The organism is Prevotella sp. MA2016, from assembly GCF_000619825.1.
Lineage (GTDB): Bacteria > Bacteroidota > Bacteroidia > Bacteroidales > Bacteroidaceae > Prevotella.
The window spans coordinates 381,470-400,083 of sequence record NZ_KK211036.1; the positions used below are offsets into that span (position 1 = coordinate 381,470).

At 41.8% G+C, this 18,614-nt stretch carries 19 protein-coding genes; all 19 read right to left on the minus strand.

Translation table 11 applies throughout. From position 1 onward, the window contains the following. Window positions 1-333: 333 nt before the first annotated feature. On the minus strand, window positions 334-564 hold the full coding sequence (locus T360_RS0112395; protein WP_028913064.1) for a hypothetical protein: 231 nt from the start codon (window positions 562-564) through the stop codon (window positions 334-336). A 38-nt stretch (window positions 565-602) separates the two neighbouring features. Beyond that, window positions 603-1,499 (minus strand): hypothetical protein, encoded by an 897-nt coding sequence (locus T360_RS0112400; protein ID WP_155949545.1) that lies wholly within the window; start codon window positions 1,497-1,499, stop codon window positions 603-605. Between the two features lie 364 nt (window positions 1,500-1,863). Continuing rightward, complete coding sequence (locus tag T360_RS15875; protein ID WP_028913066.1) at window positions 1,864-2,226, minus strand: hypothetical protein; 363 nt, start codon at window positions 2,224-2,226, stop codon at window positions 1,864-1,866. A 39-nt stretch (window positions 2,227-2,265) separates the two neighbouring features. Next, window positions 2,266-2,487: a hypothetical protein gene (locus T360_RS15365; RefSeq protein ID WP_028913067.1), complete on the minus strand. Its 222-nt coding sequence runs from the start codon at window positions 2,485-2,487 to the stop codon at window positions 2,266-2,268. 778 nt (window positions 2,488-3,265) lie between these two features. Next, window positions 3,266-5,302, minus strand: coding sequence for a hypothetical protein (locus T360_RS0112420; RefSeq protein WP_028913069.1), 2,037 nt, complete (start codon window positions 5,300-5,302; stop codon window positions 3,266-3,268). A gap of 114 nt (window positions 5,303-5,416) precedes the next feature. Beyond that, window positions 5,417-6,262: a hypothetical protein gene (locus tag T360_RS0112425; protein WP_028913070.1), complete on the minus strand. Its 846-nt coding sequence runs from the start codon at window positions 6,260-6,262 to the stop codon at window positions 5,417-5,419. 20 nt (window positions 6,263-6,282) lie between these two features. Further along, window positions 6,283-9,294: a UvrD-helicase domain-containing protein gene (locus T360_RS15370; RefSeq protein WP_051523561.1), complete on the minus strand. Its 3,012-nt coding sequence runs from the start codon at window positions 9,292-9,294 to the stop codon at window positions 6,283-6,285. After that, window positions 9,287-9,730 (minus strand): NUDIX hydrolase, encoded by a 444-nt coding sequence (locus tag T360_RS0112435; protein WP_028913071.1) that lies wholly within the window; start codon window positions 9,728-9,730, stop codon window positions 9,287-9,289. Before T360_RS0112435 ends, T360_RS15370 begins: the two co-directional genes overlap by 8 nt. Window positions 9,731-10,107: 377 nt before the next feature. Continuing rightward, window positions 10,108-10,650 carry a hypothetical protein gene (locus tag T360_RS0112440; RefSeq protein ID WP_028913072.1) on the minus strand — a complete coding sequence of 181 codons (543 nt, stop codon included), beginning with the start codon at window positions 10,648-10,650 and terminating at the stop codon, window positions 10,108-10,110. A gap of 27 nt (window positions 10,651-10,677) precedes the next feature. Further along, entirely contained in the window at window positions 10,678-11,040 is a 363-nt protein-coding gene (locus tag T360_RS16280; RefSeq protein ID WP_028913073.1) for a hypothetical protein, read from the minus strand. 104 nt (window positions 11,041-11,144) lie between these two features. Then, window positions 11,145-11,900: a hypothetical protein gene (locus tag T360_RS0112450; RefSeq protein ID WP_028913074.1), complete on the minus strand. Its 756-nt coding sequence runs from the start codon at window positions 11,898-11,900 to the stop codon at window positions 11,145-11,147. Between the two features lie 136 nt (window positions 11,901-12,036). Further along, window positions 12,037-13,785, minus strand: a complete 1,749-nt coding sequence (locus T360_RS0112455; RefSeq protein ID WP_028913075.1) for a hypothetical protein — start codon at window positions 13,783-13,785, stop codon at window positions 12,037-12,039. 93 nt (window positions 13,786-13,878) lie between these two features. Next, window positions 13,879-14,454 carry a hypothetical protein gene (locus T360_RS0112460; RefSeq protein ID WP_028913076.1) on the minus strand — a complete coding sequence of 192 codons (576 nt, stop codon included), beginning with the start codon at window positions 14,452-14,454 and terminating at the stop codon, window positions 13,879-13,881. An 87-nt stretch (window positions 14,455-14,541) separates the two neighbouring features. Next, a complete protein-coding gene (locus T360_RS0112465) occupies window positions 14,542-15,153 on the minus strand; it encodes a hypothetical protein (RefSeq protein ID WP_028913077.1) in 612 nt (203 codons plus the stop codon). A 55-nt stretch (window positions 15,154-15,208) separates the two neighbouring features. After that, complete coding sequence (locus tag T360_RS0112470; RefSeq protein WP_028913078.1) at window positions 15,209-15,493, minus strand: hypothetical protein; 285 nt, start codon at window positions 15,491-15,493, stop codon at window positions 15,209-15,211. A 116-nt stretch (window positions 15,494-15,609) separates the two neighbouring features. Continuing rightward, entirely contained in the window at window positions 15,610-16,107 is a 498-nt protein-coding gene (locus tag T360_RS15380) for a hypothetical protein (protein WP_051523562.1), read from the minus strand. A 51-nt stretch (window positions 16,108-16,158) separates the two neighbouring features. Then, the gene (locus tag T360_RS0112480) at window positions 16,159-16,887 is read right to left on the minus strand and encodes a hypothetical protein (RefSeq protein WP_155949549.1); all 729 of its coding nucleotides are present in this window, start codon (window positions 16,885-16,887) and stop codon (window positions 16,159-16,161) included. Window positions 16,888-16,892: 5 nt separating this feature from the next. Next, on the minus strand, window positions 16,893-17,552 hold the full coding sequence (locus T360_RS0112485; RefSeq protein ID WP_028913080.1) for a hypothetical protein: 660 nt from the start codon (window positions 17,550-17,552) through the stop codon (window positions 16,893-16,895). A gap of 64 nt (window positions 17,553-17,616) precedes the next feature. Further along, window positions 17,617-18,612, minus strand: a complete 996-nt coding sequence (locus tag T360_RS16415) for a hypothetical protein (RefSeq protein WP_197019314.1) — start codon at window positions 18,610-18,612, stop codon at window positions 17,617-17,619. Window positions 18,613-18,614: the final 2 nt, after the last annotated feature.

Genomic DNA, 18,614 nt, shown 5'->3' on the forward strand with positions numbered 1-18,614 from the left:
TATCTTTGCTAGTGGCTTTGTCTAATAAAAAGAACGTGGACTTGCGTATCCCACATTCTTGCACCTTGGTTCCGGAAATGACCTTGCATATAGAACATGAGACGACAAGTCCACGTATAGGTACGTGAACCGTCGTACTCCGCCTTGTATGCTGTTTGAATTTTCCGGATTCAGGTGCACAAGACAGAAGCGCGCCGCTTCGATTTCAACATGTAGACTGCTTCCTGCTTTTGCATTGGCAGTATGATGGCTCTACGCCAATCATGGTGCAAAGGTACACAATTTTTCTGATAATCAGTACTTTCCGGCCGAAAAAGTGCTGATTGGGTAGTGTCAAAAGAACACTTCCATGCCGTTGAGCATGAAGATTTGGCACTCTCGAGTCTGTCGGATTTGATTGGAGTTGAGGAGTTTGAACTTGCGTGTACCTTTGTAGTGGTCGTACTTGATGCAGACGCATCTATGCCACTCCTGGATCTCGCCCTTAGATGTCCAGAGACGGATGTCAACTGGGTCGGGGCGGTTGAGGATGAGGCGGGATGTTGAGATGTGGATGGAGTTCATGAAGAGTTGAAAAGTTGAAGAATTGAAGAGTGGAAGTTTTATTCTATAAATTCTTTATTGTCGGCGTACTGCCAGGTGAACTTTAGGCGGATGGGAGTAGCGTTGTCGTTAGTGAATTCTGGGCTGGTTTCGGTGATAAGGACGGGGGTGTAAGTGCCAGCAGATACTTCTCTTGTGATTTCGTGGGAAGTGAAGAGTTGCGTCAGGAACTGCGCCTCTGAGAGTGTGAGCGGTGACGTCTCCACTTCGTGTTTGACTTTGACGGTCGTATCGTAATAAGAAACCTTATTACCACATACTGCTTCTGAACGGTCGATCTCCGTTTTTGAAGTAGTGGCGCCGAAAAGGCAGACCGTTTCCCACAAATTAAAATTCCCTTTGAATTGGAAGGTATCTGATGGCGTGTCCGAAGAGAAATAGATGTTGAACTCCCGACCATCGAGATAATAATATGCCCGATGTATGGTGGCGTCGAGAATGTTTCGCTGCGCCAACAACTCCTCGAGCTTCGCATAACTAGCATCTGTTGGTATGATTTTGGGAGCGTCCGACTGTTTGTTGCCAAACGTGTATGTGGCAGTAATTATTTCTCTCGATGACGGGATGGTATAATAGATGTCGCAGTAGTGGTACACCTGCTTGTAGGGCATGGCATAGTTGTAGAGCGAAAAAGGGCATGACCGTGACAGCAATGCGCTTTTCCTTGTGGATAGGAAGCTCTTGGTCAGCTGTTGCTCGGACCCGCTGAGCGACTTCAGGCGACTGTATATCACGATGACGTTGCCCGTATTGTAGGTAAAGTTCTCATAATCCTTGACTGTCAGCAGGAATTTGGCGATGGCCAGATCCTTTTGGAGCATGGCCGCTTCGACGATGGAGCGGATGTCACGAACGTAAGCCTTCAGTCCGTAAATATAGTACGGCGAAGAAAACACCTCCACCTCGTTGATGGTGATGGTGACGGTAACCTGCGGTGTGAGTGATTCGATTTCAACTTCGTCCGGTAAGTCTGCAGACAGGTAAGGCCCTGAGAACTTGGTGTTGATGATTGTTGCCATAGAAATATTTTTGCTGCAAAGATAAATAAAGGTTAATCCTTGAAAAAAGACAGCGGGATATTTGTAAATTCGGTGGATTGTTTGTACTTTTGCAGTATCATAAAAAAGATTTTAATGGTTAAGGTTTATGGTTGATTAATATAGTTTTTTTTAAGTTAATGATTGAAGGTTCGTTGTGAAACGAGCCTTTTTTCATGGTGTTAATTGATAGCCTTCCTTATTGGAAAGCTATCAATTCTTGCTATGGCTCTGGAGTCATCTGAACCACCTTGGGCTCTTTCTTGGCGCGAGGCTTGCGCTGCTTCTTAGGCTTTTCTTCAGCCTCAGGCTGCTGTGCTTCCTGCTCTGCAGGCTGCTCAGCTTCTGCAGCCTTTTCAGCTGCTTCAGCTTTCAGCTTTGCTATCTCTTCTGAGAGCGCCTTGAGAGAATCATCATCGATACGACAACCTGACTGCTTCTTGAGCATGAAGGCGAAACGCATGGCTTTGTAGGCACTCTTGCAATAGGCCTTGCACTCTTCTTCACCTGTGAAGGCAACTGCCCATACATTGTTCTCACTCTTGTTAGACTTCACTACTGTAACGATAATAACTTTTGCTTCCATAATTGTAATTTTTAAATTGTTATACTTGATGTTATTGATTTATGCTCTGTAAACTTCGATGTAAGTGATATCTGCCATCAGATCATTGGCCATCTGCTCTGCTATCTCTGTGGCTTTAGCAAATGTATCAGCCTCGACCTCATATTCATAATATTCACCATCCTCACAATTGACAACTACATTGTAGATATTGCCTGGATAATAGCGCTTGCTGTATAACCTGCTGTGAGTGAAAACCGATGTTTGTACATTCTGTGTCATAATTCTTATTTTTTTAATGTTTGACTTCTTGTTAATGAAGCTCCGAGGAGCTTTTGTAATTTTTACGTGCATAAAGGAGCCAGCAAGCGGTAAGTGCTTTAATGCAAGGAATTACCAAGAAAAATCATGGAATACCTTATTTTCTTTAGCCACTACCTGGCGTGAAGAAGAAAATGGGGAAGGTTGCTGTGATTTTTGTGCAGGAATCGGGAACTTGTGACTAGTACTTGCAGTGCACGGGCTTGCGCTAAATTTGCAAAGGAAAAATCAGAAAGGGCCTCACAGGAAGCTATCATGAGAAGTCAGACATGCTATGAGAAAATGGAAATGACACAGATTAAGCAAACTCTTCACTACGGCGGGTGTAGCAGGCGCGACTACTCCCCTATCCTCTTTAGGCATTATCTATGATGTGTACCACATTTGCATTGAGGATGAGCACCTATTTATGAGTGGCGTGGCAGATGTACCTATTATAGCCACAGATAGCATAGAGCATTAGGCCTACCTCTTTATTAGGCAGACCAAATGTCGATGACCAGAGCATCAGGCTTTAGCCATCAATCATCAAAGGAAACAATCAAAATTACATGGGAGCAAACTACCTCTTTCGTGTAGTGAAGTCCATCAAGCTTGAAATGAACAATGGGCAGTAGCGTTTGCTGGCAGCTGAAGAAACAAAGGTTTTTCATTCAAAGCCATCAAAGCCGCGTCAGCCTGTAGAAGAAGGTGACCATGCCCTTGTTGCCATCATCATCGACGGCTACGGGAACAGTATTCAATATATTAGAACTTTTCCATTTGTATAGCGTTTAATGTAACTTGATATAATTGTCTTCCATGAAGATATGTAATCATGATTAATAGAGCGATAGTGTTCGATACCTGATTTTTTTACTTCCAAATTCCTGTCACGTAAACTACTACGTTTATTAATTTCAGCACTCTGCAAGAAATCATAAATTGCCCTTATAGAGCGATCGTAGTTTTCACTTTTTGATACAAATAAAAGGGTAGACCTGTCTGGATTAACATTCTCATGGACTATGAGGATATCACCTGATTTGCATTTGATTGAAAACAAGAATGCATATTCAGTAATATCACTATTAGCATGGGCTAACCTTTCAACGCAGGGAATAATTTTATATTTTTTGCTTTGCTGAGATACTAGATAATTGATGTATTCCGATTTATACTTTTGGAAATCCTCAATACTCATTTTTTGGGCTTTAGATAAAGCCTGTTTAAAAGACATCTGTAAAGGGCTAATTTTCTTTACAGAAGTTTCATTAATAGTTTTTATTGCCCTTTGCTTTGAAATAGATGCAAATTTCTCTATTGCCTCGTTTAGTCGGATTTTGTCATATATTGTTAGTTTCATACCTTCCACAATGCAATGAACAGGCTTGAGCCTATCATTAAGATAGTCTTTTAAGAAATTATAAGATTCTAATACACCAGGTGAAGAAATTGCTTCAGGCTTAAACTTTACACTTCCATCACTTGGTGGAAGTACGACAAAATATCCTTGTTTAAATTTTACACATTTCCAGTTTAAAATCCATTCCTTCTTCTGAAGGACATCGAATGAACTTTTATTTCTTTCAGGTAAATAAATAAGCTTCTTGAAATCAAAATCTAATGTAACAATAAGATCATTATTAAGAGTATTATGTTTAAAGTCTTTCCTAATTGCGCTTTTACAACTTTGTTTGAAGCGCATTTGTTTTCTTTTATTTAGAAAGAGAATATCATATAAGCCATCTTCGTCACCTGCATATCCATTAAACCATGTAGAATCATCGTCTTCTTCAGAATCTTCTAAATCAGTCATATCTTTCATGTAATCGCCTAATGATTGTTCTGATATAATTCTATTAAAATCTTCTTCCCAACAAAAATATGTAGAACCCTCTGAATTTTGTAATTGAATCCATGCATCATCATCAATAGGTACTTTAATAGTTCTATCGTCTAGTTTTACGTGTTTGAAAGAAAATTGCCTATTAGTAATACTTAAAATTTTGGGGTTAAGGAATTTGGTTACTTTTATTGGATTATCAAAGAATTTGGGATTGTTGACTTTTAATTGTCCATTATTAATTGTGTCCTCAGCTTCTATCTTACCGATATAGCTATTTTCAGGGAAATCATCTTCTGTTAAACTTCCAGTATTTAATCCATTAATATATTTTTCAAATAACCTTGTATCATACCTTAGCTTATTAGACATTTTTTCAGAATAATGTCCAGCGTATATATATACATCCTCTTTGCCTGGGATGATTTCACAATTGTCTGCCCAAATGGACTCTACGGCTCCTGTTACAAGAAGTGTAGCAAAGGGCTGGTCAACATTAATCACTTTGTGCGTTTCGAAATTTTCAATGTGAACAGAAATCCTTTTAAATTCGTCAAATTGATTTTGCCATATTCTTTTAATTTCTTTACTTTCTAGATAGCCTAAAACGAAATTAAAATCTCCTTGTGTCAAAGGTATATTTTTGTCACTTAGTTTGTTAATAATAATCTGTATCTTTTGAGTATTATCTACAGGATAAAGATTAACAAGAAGTTCTGATAATAATTCTATAGCATCTGTAGATGGAGCAACACGTTTCAGATTACAACTATTTGTTTTATAATAATTAACTAATGTGGATGATCCTATATGATTAATAATCCATTTGTCTAAAAAGCAGTCTATGCGGCTGCTTCTTTTTGCTAACAAGTCTATAACCTTATTGACTTGTTCTTCACTATTATATGGTTTTAAGTCTTTCAGCTGACTCAATAGACTATTTTTTTTCATTTTATTAAATAATTACTATTTCACTTTTGTAGCTAATAATGTGATATTATCTTTATTACTTGTCTCGAAGATAGAAACGGGCTTGTTCTATCTTACTAGTTCATAATAAATTTATCAGTAGCCTCTTTCTTCTAACCTTTTGCGAGTCATTCTTTCAAGAATATCAGAAGTAGAACCTTCTGTGCTTACTCCGGCCTGTTTAGCCTGTTTAACTACTCTTGCGTGGGTAATTCTCTCTAGGATTTCTGAAGTCGAACCTTCGGCACTTACTCCAGCTTGTCTTGCTTGTTTAACCACTCTTGCATGAGTAATCCTTTCAAGAATATCAGAAGTGGAACCTTCTGTACTTACTCCTGCCTGTTGGGCTTGTTTCACAACCCTTGCATGAGTAATCCTTTCGAGAATTTCGGAAGTAGAACCTTCTGTGCTTACTCCGGCCTGTTTAGCCTGTTTAACTACTCTTGCATGGGTTTGTTTTTCTAAAACTTCAGAAGTTGATAGATTGTTATAATCATTGGCTTTGGATGCAGAGCTTCTTATTTCATTTCGCGGATGTTCTGGTTGAACAGGACGTTCACTTTCTGTTGGCTCAGTTCTTTGATCCACTTTTGTCTGTTTAGGAGTAGGCTCCGGATAAATAACAGTCTGTTCCGAAGCATCTCTTTCTTTACTTTGGACAGGCTTTTCATTCAGCTTCTCAGTCACAACTTCTTTTTCATCTGATATTATGATATCTGGTTCAGATGCTGTCACATACTCTTTTTCTGAAGGTGTTGGCTCAACTTGTGTTTCTGTTTGTTGTTTTCTATTTGCCAGATAAGGCTTAATAAGATTGTCATAACCAAGTGAACAAACCAGAAGTAACAATAAGCCAATCAAGACGATTACCAAAATTGATGGCTTCCGCTTTTCTCGGTAGAGACCAGAGAACTTATCATATTCGTTATAATTTTCTCTCATGCGCTTTGATGCTTTATGTTTTATCTATGATAATGTTTATTGGGTATAAATCTCCGACCTGAGTTGTCAGAAGTATAATTAGATGAAGATGAAATACCATTGTTGCTGCTTTTCGCACGTCGGCGGTTTTCTCTCATACGCTCTACATCTTGGGCAGTCATTTCTTCAGTGATAAGAATACCTGGAGGTGTGAGGTCGCCAAAGCGAGTTTCAAAGAAGTCGCATCCTGCTTCATTGTTTGAGCATGTGAATGAACGGAAACGGATGCCATTTGATGATGTGCCATCTTTGATAGGCACTATTTTGCCTTCCAGACATTTCGGGCAAAGGTATGAACCAATCTCCAGTTTCAAAAGGAATTCAGAGATAAAAGGAGAAGGTTTCTTCTGGTTATACAAAACATACATACGCTTCTTTGCTCTGGTCATTGCGACGTAGAAGAGGCGACGTTCTTCAGCGAATGGGTAAGATTCTCCACGACTAAGAACGAAGTCGAGTATTGGATCATCCTCAATCAACGAAGGGAATCCGTATGCACCTTGGTTGCAGTTCACTAGGATTACATGGTCTGCTTCCAATCCTTTTGCTGAATGTACAGACAGGAAGAATAATTCTCTACCAGCAACTTTTATCTTAATGCGGTTGTCTTTGTTGTCAATCTTTCCAGTGAAACCAATAGACATTGCATCATAGTTATATCTACCCATGAGCAGAATATCTTCATTTTGAGGAAGTGAAGCCACAATTTCCTCAACTTTCTCCTTCATGCTATTATCTTCATCCTCGCATTTTACAAAATTGAGGTATGTGTGCTTCATGTCGTCTTCAGGAGTTTTTATAGATTTTTGTTTCTGTTCAGGATTCTTCATCACAAAATTTGATGAGTCATCAATGAGAGGCTGGTGGAAGCGGTATGTTGTTTCAATCTTGCAGATCTCAGTGAAGCCGAAGAACTTCTCAAACTCGTAGAACAGAGCCATGTCACTGCCAGCGAATCGGAAGATAGACTGCCAGTCGTCACCGACACAATAAAGCTTTGTCTTTGGTTTGTCGGATCTCAGGGCCTGTAAGAGTTTGTAGCGGTCGATTGAAATATCCTGGAACTCATCGACAAGGATATAATCATACTGCTTCCATAGCCCATCGCGACAAATCTGTGTCGCTTGAATGATAGCATCAGTAAAGTCTATTTCATAGTTTTTTGCCAGTTCTTCCTCATAAGCTTCATAGAACGGCTTAACAATTTCAGTGAGGATGTATCTGTTTCTTTGCTCGGTGAAAGAAGTCAGGCTACCTTCAGACGGTTTAGATTCTTCTAACAATCCATCAATCGTCTTTTCATTCGCCTTCATCAGTGTAACGAATGAAAGCAGTAGTGTGAATACTGTTTTCTCTAATTGACGATTGCGTTTTACAAGCATCTCGTACAACTCTTTGTCCGTCCTTTCATGGAAGGGAACACCATAACGGGTAAGTTGTGCTTTCAGCTTATCCTCAACTGTTTTATTTTGAAAATCGGCGCTTGTCGTTTCAATAAGAATAGTATTATTCTGCTGGTGGGTAGCCCTTTTCCATGCGATACCATCAAGGTACTTTTGATTGGCTGCTTTCCAACCGCCTTTTGTTCCTTCTCCAAACCAGCGCGGTACCTGATAATTTGCATCTACTGCAAAATGCTCCAAGTAGATACGTTGCCATTCGCCTCTTGAATCTTTGTAATATATGGTAAAATCAGGCTTGTACTGTCTGCGCTCTGGAGTCCTTGTATTAATAGGATAATCGCATTCATAGCGGAATGGAACACCAAGACGAGTGAGGATTGAGCATAGGCGTTTTTCCTCCTCACTGCGAGTAAAGATAATCTTTCCATCGACATCTGGAAACAATGCCTGAATGCCATATTTTTTTCTATCTTCGAAGTATGTGAATGCATCGACGTAATCATGTTCCAACTTCATCAATGACTGGAGATTGATGATGTAGTTGTCTATGGCATGAAGGAAGGTCTCGCTTTCGATAACTAACTTATGGAAAACATTCAATGGAACATCAGCTTCGCAGATGGATGGAGCCTGACCAGTTGTCTCCGCAATGATGCGATAGGCGAGGCTATGGAATGTACCGCTATTGATGCCATCAATGTTCATGCGCTCAAATAGCTCATTAGCCGCTTTCTTAGTGTATGTAAGCAGCAGCACCTTTGAGGGGTGGATGTGTTGTTTCTCCACCAGATATTTTGCCTTGCTAACAATGGTGGAAGTTTTTCCACTACCAGCACTTGCTATAACAAGGCAGTTATCTTCGAGCTTTACAATTGAATCGCGCTGTTGAGGGTCGAGAGGATATTTGCCGAGAACATGATCAAAATAATCCCTGTTATTATCCAACTCAGTTTTTACGAATTCCTTATTATGCTCCTCTCGTACTTTCTCGATATTGACAAATAGTGAAGGCAGAATTTTAGCACTTTCATCGGTGACATATTCTGCATACTTTGGAAATACAAGACTCATCTTCTCTTGAACAGTAGACGAAGACTTAAGAAAATCTTCCATTTCTGAGTATGCAAAGTAGTGAGATGGATGCAAATATGCTTGATATTGTGCGGTAATTTGAGCAGCACAAGTATTCAAGTCATTAATAGCGTGATAAATCTCATTATTTTTATTCATGAGATTTTCACTATCATCAAGAATTGATAACAAAGAAGATATGGCAGACTCGTAGAAGATAACTTCATCGAAATATTTGTGCTCCTTCAGGTTTTCTATTTTCTGAATTAAATCAGCATACTTTTTCTGAAAGTCTATGATATGTGATTCTTCTACCAGATGTGAGGGTACAAACAGCGAGTCAAGTTCATTTTTGGCATTTTCTGATTGTTCTGCTAGAAATCTTGTCAGATTTGCAAATTGCTTCTTGCCAAGATACTTTATAATACTCGTGACTAGAATAACCATCGAAACGATAGCGATGGCTATAACTGCAAATATTGACAATCCACTAAATTCCAATAATAGGATATTATTCATTATTATACTTAATAGCAAACAATTTAACAGCATCTTTCATGATATCTGTATGGTCGAAAGCAAAAGCTGGCAACTCTGTGATTGGGAACCATTCTGCTTTAGCTGCATCATCCTTGCCGATTACGTCTTGTGGCGTGTCGATGATGGCCAGATATGCCACAGTGATGGTACGCCCTCGAGGATCACGGTCAACCTTGGAGTATGCACCTATCTGATGGACGGAGGCTACCTTCAAGCCAGTTTCTTCTTCCAGCTCACGGATAGCACATTGTTCTGTTGTCTCATCCATATTCATGAATCCACCAGGAAATGCCCATGCACCTTTAAATGGGTCTGCACCTCTTTGAATAAGCAGAACCTTTGGCAGTGGTTCGTTTGTCATCACAACACAGTCAGCTGTGACAGCTGGACGAGGATATTCGTAATTGTATGCCATTAATTTCTTATTTTATTAATTTGGGTACAAAGGTAAATAATTCCACTTTATCTACCAAAGGATTCTCAGGAAAATGCAAAAAAATGGGGAAGAGTGTTCCGAGCACCCTCCCCTAGGCTTGATCCTCACAAATCAAATCTTGCCATGACATTAAGGTTTATGTGCAAAGATAAGGGTAAACTTGCTAACCTGCAAATCCTTTAAGCATTTTTTGTTAATTCATGAAAAAGGAGGGCTACGTGCAGGCCCTCCAATATAATGCTTTGATTTGAATAATACAGTAATCAATTATTAGCTATATAGCATTTTCTGGAACAATTTCGAAATACAACCTTTGTTATATTGGACAATTCTTAAAATGTCGCTATAATTAAAAACTATTTGACCAACAATACAGGAAGTTTATATCCCATATATCTCTTTTCTGTTTGTGAATTATAAGCACAAAGCCTTGCATCACCATCGCATTCATCATCTTTCAACCAAAACAAAAATGTGCCTACTGGACTCTTATGACTTGCCATATAAAATTGAGCATCGGGCAAAAATAATACTTCTCCGTTTCGGCCTAAGAAATCAGTTCCCTTTAAGCTATATGTATCTTTAGCTATTCTTTGAGTATATTCAAGAAGCTCCTCGTATTGTTGTTTTGTTGGAATATTCAACTTAACTGCTTCGTCATATGAGAAGTATTGATATTTTCCAGAGTCATCCTTAATATAACCAACAGACCACTTTGTTCCTGTTGGCAAATTTAGATCCACATATTCTATACCGTCACAGATAATATTTTTTGCTGCTAATTCAGAATCAGACCAACCTGCTTTATATCCATTAACATATGCTTCTTCAATTGCTAATGTGATAGCCTCTATTGCTTTTCCCTCTGCATACTTTTTTGCTTTCTCCAATATATCCATACTTTAAAAATTTTATATTAGTTAAATTTAGAAATAAATAGTTGTATCACCTTCCCACTCAGTGTTTATCGTAATAACGAGATTGATGCCACCAGACTTGGCGGCCTGGGTAATATTATACTTAATTTCAGAGTAAAGAGGATTAAATTGTTCTGCAGGGTTCTTGATTACATAAGTCTCGACCTTGGTAGCAAAGCGTTGGATGCTGTCGCTACTAACAGCACTGAGACGAACAGATTCATCGTATAAATAGGCCATGCTATTGAGACTTAAGTCATCTACATCGCAGCTGCATGAGCATGCAAACGAAAGCGTAATAGAAGCTATCACAACCAGTGGAAGAGCATAAAGACTCTTTAAAAGTCTCCTTAAGTTTTTACTAATACTCATAATTAATTGGTTTATGGGTGCAAAGATAGTGTTTTTCCTGGAAACAACAATATATATTAAAAAAATCGGCTCATTTTTTTTGATGGGCCGATTCTTAAGTAAGATTAAACGTATGTGACGTGGTTCTCATAAAACTCCTCGAGGGGATAGTATTTATTGGGTATGAACTTCACATCGTAAGCTGTTGTGACATGTTTACAATTCTTAATTGGAATCTTGTCGGCTCTTTTATTCGTAGCATCGAAACATAGAAGATAATAGTTCGGGCAGTCGAACATGATAAAGTATGGATGCACTATCCTAACCTCTTCTGCGGTCTTATCTTTTGATTGGCATGTGATGAGTGCAGGTGTTTTTGAGCGGATATGTCGATAAAGCGCCTTGAATATCATGCAAGAAAACTTAGATGGAACCTTTTTATATAGGACTATTGGATCACTAGAAGGATTTACATCAAGCATGTCTGAAAGTCTGTGAGAGAGTCTTTCGTAGAGTAAAGTTCCTTGCAGGGGGTCACAAAAAAGGATAGACATCATCGCTGAATGAAGATGTTCTATCTCATCGAAAGTGAGTACATTCTTGAATATGGAATCCCCAAGGTGACTATAACAATAGTATTTGTTGTAACCGTGGCGCTCTTCACGGATCTTTCTGCGAAATACATATCGTATGGTGTCGATATCATTTCTGATTGTATTGATTGAGACTGGTGGAAATCCGTTGACCTCCAGACTTTCATTTACAGCATCTAACATCTGTTGTACTGTACTTCCTTGAGATTTTCTAAGTAGTCGGTCGATGATAATTGTTCGAGCCATTGAATGTTTTGTGTTTGCCATTATTAATCTATTTTTTTCCATGTTTATAAAATCGAGTTGCAAAATTACATAATAAATATACTACTTCACAAGAAAAACATAAGGAAAAAGTATGATTGTTAGTAGTTTTCATAAATATGTACAAACTTTCACAAATAGGCTGTAAAAGATGAGATTTTTACATAATTCCGCCTAATGAAATGGGATATGTGTCGTGTTGGGGGAACTTCTCGCAGCCGATATAGAGTGTGTCGAAAGCGTCGGTGCCGTCGGTGCGGTGCTCCAGTAAATCTTCCTCAGATTCCGGCTGCTTCTCCATAGACTTGTTCTTGCGGAAGCCTAATCTCCCTCGCTCTACCCCAGCCGACTGGATGGCCAGGATTAGGTCATCGTTGTTCTGGCGGTTGAAGAACGGCATGAGACGCTGCTTGCCGGCGAAGCCCTGGTTGATGAGGAGGTATTTCTCATCGTGGCGCATCGGGTTGCCCAGGTACACATCCTGTACTTGCCACCCGTGTCGCTCGAACTCGTGGACGACCACGTAACGGAAGTCCTGGTCGTTCACGGCATAGTTCGATCCCAGGGCGGTGGCGTCGTAATAGAAAATCACCGTCTTGTTTTGGTGGTAAGCGTAGTAGGCACAGAAGTCGTCCACCAAAGCGGGGATTTTGCGCTCGAACTTCACGTAGAAGGACTTCAGGATATTCAGGCGGTTGCCTGATGGCTGACCAGCAACTATCCAGTTGATGTTGGCGTTGTAGTCCATGCCGATGCAAATCGGTGCCATGGGATTCACGTCTTCATCGGCACGAGAGTCTAACTGAGAACCGAGAAGTGAGAACTGTGAGGTGGTCTTTATACTGTAGTCCTGCTGCTCGGCTTCCTTTAGGATTTTGTCGTAGCCCAGCTCGTCATAATAGGCGAAGTTGCTTGCGTCATATTTGTGATGCTCCTGCATCGAACTGTAGAATCCGTCGTGCGTGATACCGATACGCTGACAGAGAATACTGGTCTGGAATGTCTTCGGTGTCAGGTCTCGCTTCATCTGCCGCAAGTACTCTTCACCCAAGAGCTGCAGGTTTTCAATCGTACTATATTCCTTATAATAAACGGCCACGCTGCGCATCTTGTTCAGCGACTGGTCGAGCCACTTCAGATAGCCTTTCAAGTATTCGGGGATTGGCTTGTGTGCCTGTTTGAGGTCGGCGATGTGCTGCTTTGTTTGCCAAATCTTGTAGATGGTGCCCTCGATGGTACTTATGAGCTCAGGATCCATTTTTTCACGATAGTGCAGGAACCAGGAGCCCTTCTGTGTCTGGGGCATGTCGCTGAGTACCATCATCGAGTGGTTGAACGAGTGATGGCCGAAGTACGAGCGGATACCACCGTTGGCCGGGAGTGTTTCATCCTTCAGTTTGTTGTAGTCGATGAACTTTGCCTCGTCGATCAGGAGCCAGCTCAGCGTCAGGGAGTTTGATGAGCCTGGGCGGTCTTGTGAGATAATGACAGCCACAGAGCCGTTGTAGAAGGTGATGACATGTTCGTAGTCTGCAGGTTCGGTGATTGGTTTGGCAAAGGACTTCGGCGGTTTACGACCAACCACGTAGTGGATACCGTTGAGATAGCCCCAGCGCTTCCATGCTGCCAACAGGCCTGGGATGGTATTTGTCAGGCCATGTTTGAATGTCGGAACCACAATTCCCCCAGTGGAACCGGGCATTCTCTGCATATTTCTTAAGACGAATGGCGAAGCAATCGAGTCTGTTTTTCCAGTACGACGGCCAGCGACAATGACTGTTGTCTTGGCGCCGATGTACTGGGCCATGAGCTGTGGCTTATTGAAATAGACTCTCTTTTCGTGCTGGCGGGCTTCGGTGTCCCATTGTTTAAGGAGGTCGGGGCTAGTATGTGGTGTTTGTGTTGACATAAAAATACCTTTGCTTTTGGGCAAAGGTAAATATATTACGCCAAGAAGGAAAGGACATTTACCATTTTCATTTGAATACGTGCTTATGTTGGGTTATCTGTAATATAAATCACTTAGTTGATTTAGCTTTAAATTGTATGCACTTGAACCTGATATATGAAAACAGTCTAGACAATTATTGTCTTTTGGATAATCGTATTCAAACGAAAGATCACCTCTTACTTTAACAGGTTCCCATCTTGGACTGTGTAGTACAGAAAGTGCTCCTGAATACCTATATACATTACCTTCTTCAAAGTCATATCCATCATAATACCAATGTTGTCCGTCTTTGATTATTTCCAAGCCCTTTTCATAATGAACAACCGTAACAAACCCTTCTTCTCTAAAAAAGTTATCTGCATTTAAATCTTTAATAAAAGCACGCCATTTAAATTCTGCTTTTTTTTCTCCAAAATTACTTGCATCCTTAGGTAAATTTTCTTCAGAATATAGACGATCTCTTTTTAATGCTCTTTTCACAATAACTTCACCGTACTGATTCATAATTGAAGTGTCTACTTTATGAGCACATCCATCTTCAGTATATACAGTAATTTTACTCTGGTCGCATGACGAAATTATTGTAATCAATAATAATGAAATTAAAAAAGAAAAAAGCTTTCTCATAATTGTTGGGTTTTAAGAGTAATACATATTTATTGGGCAAAGATAGGGAATTATTTTGAGAAATGCAAGTGATAAAGGGAATTTTTGCTATTCTTGGGGCTTTTCGTCAAAAATCTCTTCGAAATTCATGTCGGCTTCCTCGTACTCGATATTGAGCGTATCAGGGTTAGAAGCGCCCAGTTCTTTGGTGAGCTTCTTGATACGCTCGTCGATATTCGGAACGGGATTGATACCAACGACACGTGGGTCGGTCGTTGGGAAGAACGGTTGCACCACAATCATGTGATAAGGTACGGCCGTTTCGTCCTCGACATCAATGCGGTTATACTTAGCGTATGAGGTGGCCGCCTTCTCCATCGTCTTGGTGTCCTTGCGCTTCTTGGCCATCTGGTATGTCTCCAGAATCATTTCGTTATAGCGCCAGCGGTGAAAATCCCTTGTTGCCTCAGACAGATTGGGCAGTAGGGATTTGACAATCTTCAGGTCTGCATAGGCAGTGACCTTTGACAGTGCGTAGCGCTGCATGATTTCGTCCACAAACTGGCGGTCCTTAGCATCGGGGTTGGCAATGCTCCATGTAACCATATCACGCAGTCGGACAATATGTTCTACTTGCGTGATGGCATACTTTTCCTCCAGGTCGGATTTCGGCGTATAGAGGTCAGTACGGGCGATATCGAGAATATTTGGTAGCGGCATTTTTAGGCAGGGATTTACACGGATTTACACTGTTGTGATTGCTCTACTTGCACGCTCATTCATCGTCTTCCATGTCCATGAGGTTCTTTTGAGCGTTTTCCAACGCGAGGGGGCTACCGACGTAGGCTAACTGCATTTCTTGGTGTAGCAGTTTGACTTTTGAGGCGGCTTTTCCTTTGTGGTAGCGCTTACTTACTTCAGTAGTTCGGTCGGCTATATCCTCGCGGAGCTGTTCTGTGGGGATATCGAACAGTACAGCCATATCTGAAATCTTCAGGTAAATGGAGGCGTATTGCTCGACTTGGGAAAGAATTTCTTCTGTATAATCGATTTTTTCCATATAAAAAGTTGGATTATTGTGAATTATGTTCTATATTTGCACCCAACAACATAATAGATTGTTTTAAAAATTTTTGGAACAGAGGGAGACTCTTTGTGAAAAGGGGCTCCTTTATTTTATGTCTGGCGCTGGATGAAGAGATCCTGGAGTGGTACAGAATGATTGTCGATTAAGTCTTTTACCTGAGTATGCAGGGTATTGAAGATATCCGTATCTGTGGAGATGAAAGCTGACTCGTGGCGGTTGCCTCGGGTGAGATTTTGAGAAGTGACGACTGCGACTTTCTGGCCGCTGTCTGCTTCTACCAACAGGAGTTTCGAGTGGTTGTCCGTGAGATAAGTCCGTTCTATGACCTGTGTGATGAAAGACCAGAGCTTCAATGTTTTGTTCGTGGCTTTATGGTCGAGGACCAGATGGAACTCTTTGACGCGCCCTGACTTCTCGATGAAGTACAGTCGGCGCAGGAACTCCTCGGAGATAGAGAATGAAGTCTGCCACACCTTGGCCGTGCCTACCTGCTCCAGGATCCATTCCAGCAGGTCAGCCACCTGGACGGCGTTGGAGAGGTAGGCTTGTGAAGGACACTCGGCGAGTGGCTTCACAACGTCGGACATAGATGCGGTACGCTTCATGAAAGATGAGAACTGAGAGTAGAGAACTGAGAGTTACTGCTTCGTTGAAATCTTTTTTGTTCCTTTTGACGACTTACGCTTTGGCTTGTCTGTGGTGATTTCAGCAGGATTGACAGGTGTTTTCTCGGGAGGAACCGTTGCTGGCTCGGGATTAATCGGGGCTGTTGGCTGAGGATTGAGGACGTAGTGATCGTAGGTATCCCAGTTGCTATGCAAGCGCTTGTCCAGGGTGATGATTTCCTTCAAGAAAGGATATCGGTCGCTATCGGGACAGGTAGCAGCGTCGAGGCTCAGCATGCGGAGCTTCATGTGGAGTTCACGCATGCGATGAACGATGTCCAGGTTCTCCACGTACAATGCCTTGATTTCATCGGGCAGCTGGTCGTGGTCGGGGCGTTTACCTGCTTTGAACTCTGCGAATTCTTCGGATTTGTTTTCGCCTATTGCAGTAGTTGAGGATGTGGCAGGACTGTTTGCTACGTAAGCAGGCTTGATTACCTTTTTAACGATTTCATCGACCTGTGTCTGCATATCGTTGACCTGGTCGTGGGTGAGCTTCTGCAGTCGGAACTTCAGGTACTTCTGCAGTTGGCCTTTGATGAATTCGGCCTTTCCTTTAGGATTAACCGAAATGTTTCGGTACATAATCTGGTTGCCGGTCAGCTGTAGCAGAAGAACGGCACCTGCGGCCCAGTCTTTCTGAGCGTCAGGCGTGTTCATCCATGCCTGTAAAGTTTGGGTAAAATTAGCTTCTTGGTTCATATCTTTTACTTATAATTTACTTTAAGTTTATTATTTATCCCACTGAAAAACAGCAAGTTCTTATTAAACGGTTCAAGTGCTCGTTTCATAGCCTGAAGCGTCTGGCCCGTGGTAACGAAGTCGTCGAAACAGATGATGTTTTGCTCTTCGGGCACCACGTGAACATCGAAGATGGCACCTACTCTTTGTTTGGTGCGACAGGTACAGACGTCTTCATAAAACGGGATATTGAGCTGCTTAGCGATAGCCTCGGAGATACGTGTGGCGAAGTTCTTGACGAGGTGTCTGCGCTTAGGTGTGGTGATGATGGCCCATGAGGCGTTTGAGAGATCCGGTCCGATGACGTCGTGGATGAAAGTAGCGATGGTGGTGGCAAAGAAAGGTACCATTCCATCGTCGGCTTTTATCTCGGTGAGTGTGCGTCCATAGACGGACTTCTGCCAGTACGAAAGGAAGAAGAGTCCGGAGCGTCGTGTAAGACGTGGGCAAGGTGTGAAGTCGCATCGAGCTTCCACCGTCTTATCCCATCCCTTGCGCTGTTTTTCTGCAAAGAGGTCTGTTTCCTGATGCTTCGTCTGTATCTCTTTCAATGCGAGTTGCGCACCCGACAAGTCCGGGACTTCTATCTCAGATAGCAGTTCTGACATGTCAATTGGGGTGCGCATCGTTCATTAAGAATTAACAACCATCAGCTACATAGCCTATATAAACAGCCGCTGTATCTGGCACTTAATCACCGTTGGGCTCGTCGATGGGCTCATAATCGTCACCTTGGTTGCCGCTGCTGGTTGCAGTGAGGTTGATGGTGAACCAGAGTACATCTCGTCTGTTATTTCCTGTGCCTACCTGACGATAGATTTTGACTGTTTTAGGTGCAGTAATCATATCGGAGCATTCAGCCACGGTGCCAGCATTGTTGACAGGAATCTCCGTCTCTATGTCGGTACCAGCTTTATACGAAAGGTATCTCATGTTGTTACCTGTAAACTTCATCGAAGTAATGTTGCCAGAGATACTGATAGTATTATTATTAGCGACGGAGTATGACTGTCCGTTGATGAATACAGTGGCGTTGAAAGTTGGTTCTATTTCAAGAGAGCCACTTCCGCTGTTTCCGTTGTTTCCGCTGCTAGAACTGCTGTTTCCGCCTGTGCTTGGATAAGGTATTGTCCCTGCGTCGATAGTTCCTTCGTCCACTTCGATGGAACCGTAATAGAAAGGTGCCGGGCATTCGTCGGTAGCTTCTACGTTGATAGTGGTGCTGGTGGTGCCTGTCGTACCCTGGCCAAGGTCCTGGTTGACCGTTGTCTTGGTAGGCCATTTGTCGGAGCCAACCACACGGTACTGCCCACGCATATCCTCTACGAGGAACACGTTATCGTTGTTATTCAGATAAGCTGCTGCGGCAGAAGCTTCGGCTTCGACGCCAGGATGAACAGCAACCAGCTTGTTCAACTGTGTCTGTGAAGGATATTCCCCCTGTGGGTCAGAAGTCAGCTGAGATTTGTCAGCCAGCACATCGATGTACTTCCACTTAGCGTCGGCACGGAGCACGAAGTCGCCTGCATAAGATGCAGAAAGCAGACGTCCGTTGGTATCGTGCTGCAGCTGTGGCCACTTTACGATATCATACTTGGAGATATAATAGATACGGCGTTTGATGCCGGGAAGCTCTGGACGCCCTTGACACCAGGCGAGAGAGCGTTGGATGGATGAACAACTCATAG

Excerpts from the sequence above, each read along its gene's own strand:
- T360_RS0112440 (WP_028913072.1), bottom strand. The coding sequence starts at position 10,650 with ATGGATATATTGGAGAAAGCAAAAAAGTATGCAGAGGGAAAAGCAATA.
- T360_RS0112395 (WP_028913064.1), bottom strand. The coding sequence starts at position 564 with ATGAACTCCATCCACATCTCAACATCCCGCCTCATCCTCAACCGCCCC.
- T360_RS15875 (WP_028913066.1), bottom strand. The coding sequence starts at position 2,226 with ATGGAAGCAAAAGTTATTATCGTTACAGTAGTGAAGTCTAACAAGAGT.
- T360_RS15365 (WP_028913067.1), bottom strand. The coding sequence starts at position 2,487 with ATGACACAGAATGTACAAACATCGGTTTTCACTCACAGCAGGTTATAC.
- T360_RS0112460 (WP_028913076.1), bottom strand. The coding sequence starts at position 14,454 with ATGAGAAAGCTTTTTTCTTTTTTAATTTCATTATTATTGATTACAATA.
- T360_RS0112455 (WP_028913075.1), bottom strand. The coding sequence starts at position 13,785 with ATGTCAACACAAACACCACATACTAGCCCCGACCTCCTTAAACAATGG.
- T360_RS16415 (WP_197019314.1), bottom strand. The coding sequence starts at position 18,612 with ATGAGTTGTTCATCCATCCAACGCTCTCTCGCCTGGTGTCAAGGGCGT.
- T360_RS0112470 (WP_028913078.1), bottom strand. The coding sequence starts at position 15,493 with ATGGAAAAAATCGATTATACAGAAGAAATTCTTTCCCAAGTCGAGCAA.
- T360_RS0112425 (WP_028913070.1), bottom strand. The coding sequence starts at position 6,262 with ATGAGAGAAAATTATAACGAATATGATAAGTTCTCTGGTCTCTACCGA.
- T360_RS0112450 (WP_028913074.1), bottom strand. The coding sequence starts at position 11,900 with ATGGAAAAAAATAGATTAATAATGGCAAACACAAAACATTCAATGGCT.
- T360_RS15370 (WP_051523561.1), bottom strand. The coding sequence starts at position 9,294 with ATGAATAATATCCTATTATTGGAATTTAGTGGATTGTCAATATTTGCA.
- T360_RS0112465 (WP_028913077.1), bottom strand. The coding sequence starts at position 15,153 with ATGCCGCTACCAAATATTCTCGATATCGCCCGTACTGACCTCTATACG.
- T360_RS0112420 (WP_028913069.1), bottom strand. The coding sequence starts at position 5,302 with ATGAAAAAAAATAGTCTATTGAGTCAGCTGAAAGACTTAAAACCATAT.
- T360_RS16280 (WP_028913073.1), bottom strand. The coding sequence starts at position 11,040 with ATGAGTATTAGTAAAAACTTAAGGAGACTTTTAAAGAGTCTTTATGCT.
- T360_RS0112480 (WP_155949549.1), bottom strand. The coding sequence starts at position 16,887 with ATGAACCAAGAAGCTAATTTTACCCAAACTTTACAGGCATGGATGAAC.
- T360_RS0112435 (WP_028913071.1), bottom strand. The coding sequence starts at position 9,730 with ATGGCATACAATTACGAATATCCTCGTCCAGCTGTCACAGCTGACTGT.
- T360_RS0112485 (WP_028913080.1), bottom strand. The coding sequence starts at position 17,552 with ATGCGCACCCCAATTGACATGTCAGAACTGCTATCTGAGATAGAAGTC.
- T360_RS15380 (WP_051523562.1), bottom strand. The coding sequence starts at position 16,107 with ATGTCCGACGTTGTGAAGCCACTCGCCGAGTGTCCTTCACAAGCCTAC.